Below are 3,494 nucleotides of genomic sequence, written 5' to 3' on the forward strand. Positions count from 1 at the left end.
TTTCCTGCCCGTATTTTGAGAACTGTATAGTGGACGCGAGCATCTTTGTAGTTTTTTGTTGTGTGACAAGCTACTAAGGGCAATCGGTGGATGTCTAGGCACCAAGAGCCGATGAAGGACGTAGGAGCCTGCGATAAGCCCCGGGGAGTTGGCAACCAAGCTGTGATCCGGGGGTGTCCGAATGGGGAAACCCAGCTGGCACTCTAAAGCCAGTTACCAGTGCCTGAACACATAGGGTTCTGGAGGGAACGCGGGGAAGTGAAACATCTCAGTACCCGCAGGAAGAGAAAACAATAGTGATTCCGTGAGTAGTGGCGAGCGAAAGCGGATGAGGCTAAACCATGTGCGTGTGATAGCCGGCGTGTGTTGCGTACATGGGGTTGTGGGAGCATTCAGGCCTCAATGCCGTGGGGTCGGGGAGTTATAAATCATCGTTGAAGTCGAATTTTCTGGAAAGTTGAGCCGTAGTGGGTAATAGCCCCGTAGGCGTAAGACGATGACTTCCGAGTGTTTTCCCAAGTAGCACGGGACTCTTGAAATCCCGTGTGAATCTGGCGGGACCACCCGCTAAGCCTAAATACTTCTTGGTGACCGATAGCGGACTAGTACCGTGAGGGAAAGATGAAAAGTACCCCGGGAGGGGAGTGAAATAGTACCTGAAACCGGTTGCCTACAATCCGTCGGAGCGCTCACCTTGTGTGGGTGTGACGGCGTGCCTTTTGAAGAATGAGCCTGCGAGTTAGTGGTATGTGGCGAGGTTAACCCGTGTGGGGTAGCCGTAGCGAAAGCGAGTCTGAACAGGGCGAAATAGTCGCATGCTCTAGACCCGAAGCGGAGTGATCTATCCATGGGCAGGTTGAAGCGCGGGTAAGACCGCGTGGAGGACCGAACCCACCAGGGTTGAAAACCTGGGGGATGACCTGTGGATAGGGGTGAAAGGCCAATCAAACTCCGTGATAGCTGGTTCTCCCCGAAATGCATATAGGTGCAGCGTCGCGTGTTTCTTACCGGAGGTAGAGCACTGGATGGTCTAGGGGGCTTACCGGCTTACCGAAATCAGCCAAACTCCGAATGCCGGTAAGTGAGAGCGCGGCAGTGAGACTGCGGGGGATAAGCTCCGTAGTCGAGAGGGAAACAGCCCAGATCACCAGCTAAGGCCCCTAAGCGATTGCTAAGTGGAAAAGGATGTGGAGTTGCCCAGACAACCAGGAGGTTGGCTTAGAAGCAGCCACCCTTGAAAGAGTGCGTAATAGCTCACTGGTCAAGTGATTCCGCGCCGACAATGTAGCGGGGCTCAAGCAATCCGCCGAAGCTGTGGCATTCACATTTGTACCCGGCACAGACTTGATCTGTGTCCAGGTGTGTGGATGGGTAGGGGAGCGTCGTGCAGCGTGTGAAGCAGCAGAGTGATCTAGTTGTGGATGCTGCACGAGTGAGAATGCAGGCATGAGTAGCGAATGACGGGTGAGAAACCCGTCCGCCGAATGATCAAGGGTTCCAGGGTCAAGCTAATCTGCCCTGGGTAAGTCGGGACCTAAGGCGAGGCCGACAGGCGTAGTCGATGGACAACGGGTTGATATTCCCGTACCGGCATTAACACGACCCGACCGAACCTGGTGATGCTAAGACCGTGAAGCTTTGAGACCTTCGGGTCGAGGGGTGGAACTGTCGACCCTAACTGGTATTAGGTGCACTAAGGAGTGACGCAGGAGGGTAGTCCAACCGCGGCGATGGTAGGCGCAAGCTGATCCGCGGGCAAGGTGGTAGGGCGAGGCATAGGCAAATCCGTGTCTCATTGTGCCTGAGAGCCGAGGCGGACCCGTTCAGGGGAAGTGGATGATCCCATGCTGCCGAGAAAAACTTCGTAGTGAGTGTTAGAGCCGCCCGTACCCCAAACCGACACAGGTGATCAGGTAGAGAATACCAAGGCGATCGAGTGAACCATGGTTAAGGAACTCGGCAAAATGCCCCCGTAACTTCGGGAGAAGGGGGGCCTGATGCGTTACCTCACTTGCTGGGGGAAGCGTTGATGGCCGCAGAGACCAGGCCCAAGCGACTGTTTACTAAAAACACAGGTCCGTGCGAAGAAGTAATTCGATGTATACGGACTGACGCCTGCCCGGTGCTGGAACGTTAAGGGGACAGGTTAGCTGGTTTAGGCCGGCGAAGCTTTGAACTTAAGCGCCAGTAAACGGCGGTGGTAACTATAACCATCCTAAGGTAGCGAAATTCCTTGTCGGGTAAGTTCCGACCTGCACGAATGGCGTAACGACTTGGGCGCTGTCTCAACCATGGACTCGGCGAAATTGCATTACGAGTAAAGATGCTCGTTACGCGCAGCAGGACGGAAAGACCCCGGGACCTTTACTACAACTTGGTATTGGTGGTCGGTACAACTTGTGTAGGATAGGTGGGAGACTGTGAAGCCCGGACGCCAGTTCGGGTGGAGTCATCGTTGAAATACCACTCTGGTTGTTCTGGCTGTCTAACTTCGGTCCATTATCTGGATCAGGGACAGTGCCTGGTGGGTAGTTTGACTGGGGCGGTCGCCTCCTAAAAGGTAACGGAGGCGCTCAAAGGTTCCCTCAGCCTGGTTGGCAATCAGGTGTCGAGTGTAAGTGCACAAGGGAGCTTGACTGTGAGACAGACATGTCGAGCAGGGACGAAAGTCGGAACTAGTGATCCGGCGGTGGCATGTGGGAGCACCGTCGCTCAACGGATAAAAGGTACCCCGGGGATAACAGGCTGATCTTCCCCAAGAGTCCATATCGACGGGATGGTTTGGCACCTCGATGTCGGCTCGTCGCATCCTGGGGCTGGAGTAGGTCCCAAGGGTTGGGCTGTTCGCCCATTAAAGCGGCACGCGAGCTGGGTTTAGAACGTCGTGAGACAGTTCGGTCCCTATCCGCTGCGCGCGCAGGAGACTTGAGAAGGGCTGCCCCTAGTACGAGAGGACCGGGGTGGACGAACCTCTGGTGTGCCAGTTGTTCCGCCAGGAGCACGGCTGGTTGGCTACGTTCGGGAGTGATAACCGCTGAAAGCATCTAAGCGGGAAGCACGCTTCAAGATGAGGTCTCCCACCGAGTTAATCGGGTAAGGCCCCCAGTAGACCACTGGGTTGATAGGCCAGAAGTGGAAGCGCCGCAAGGTGTGGAGCTGACTGGTACTAATAGGCCGAGGGCTTGTCTCAACACCACACTCGTGTGGTCAACGAACTTGCTGCGAAGATGTACGCGTCCACTATACGGTTCCCGAAATACGGTCAACCCCCAGCCCGCAACCCCTACGCGGGGTTGGTGTGACTGTAGTGTGGTTGGTTGATATTTCTATAGAGTTACGGTGACCATAGCGTCGGGGAAACACCCAGTCTCCATTCCGAACCTGGAAGTTAAGCCCGACAGCGCCGATGGTACTGCGACCGGGAGGTCGTGGGAGAGTAGGACGTCGCCGGACATTCACACTGTTAAGGGCCACCCACACCGGGTGGCCCTTAA

The 3,494-nt window shown here is 55.5% G+C and carries 2 rRNA genes; both read left to right on the plus strand.

The window, feature by feature from the left end:
• The first annotated feature begins 63 nt into the window (after positions 1-63).
• Positions 64-3,190: ribosomal RNA gene (locus tag EV648_RS42255) — 23S ribosomal RNA — on the plus strand.
• A gap of 145 nt (positions 3,191-3,335) precedes the next feature.
• Positions 3,336-3,453: ribosomal RNA gene (gene rrf / locus EV648_RS42260) — 5S ribosomal RNA — on the plus strand.
• The last annotated feature ends 41 nt before the right edge of the window (positions 3,454-3,494 follow it).

Origin of the sequence: Kribbella sp. VKM Ac-2568 (genome assembly GCF_004345365.1) — a bacterium.
Classification (GTDB): domain Bacteria; phylum Actinomycetota; class Actinomycetes; order Propionibacteriales; family Kribbellaceae; genus Kribbella; species Kribbella orskensis.